The 253-nt window shown below is 61.3% G+C and carries 1 pseudogene; it reads right to left on the bottom strand.

Annotated elements, in window-relative coordinates:
- Positions 1-230: pseudogene (locus tag SB816_RS33515) on the bottom strand (2,3,4,5-tetrahydropyridine-2,6-dicarboxylate N-succinyltransferase); the annotation flags it as partial.
- Positions 231-253: the final 23 nt, after the last annotated feature.

Below are 253 nucleotides of genomic sequence, written 5' to 3'. Positions count from 1 at the left end.
GGCATCGGCGCGTGGTCTTCCAGACGGAACGACAGCAGCACCTCCTTCTTCAGCCACTTATGCTCGGTCCAGTTGCCGTCGATCTTCTCGGCGACGCGCAGCGCACCTTTGTCGAGTTGCTCGATCGCGTGAGCGACGGCTTCGCGCACGTCGGCGGGCGCGGCCTTCGGCGACAGCTCGGCGCGGTTTTCCCAGGCGGTATCGATGATTTGCTGAAGTTGTTGCGACATGTTCGTTTTCGCAGGAGATGAAT

The sequence above is a fragment of the Achromobacter sp. SIMBA_011 genome (genome assembly GCF_046535435.1).
Classification (GTDB): domain Bacteria; phylum Pseudomonadota; class Gammaproteobacteria; order Burkholderiales; family Burkholderiaceae_B; genus Achromobacter; species Achromobacter dolens.
This window is presented reverse-complemented; position numbering and strand designations above follow the sequence as displayed.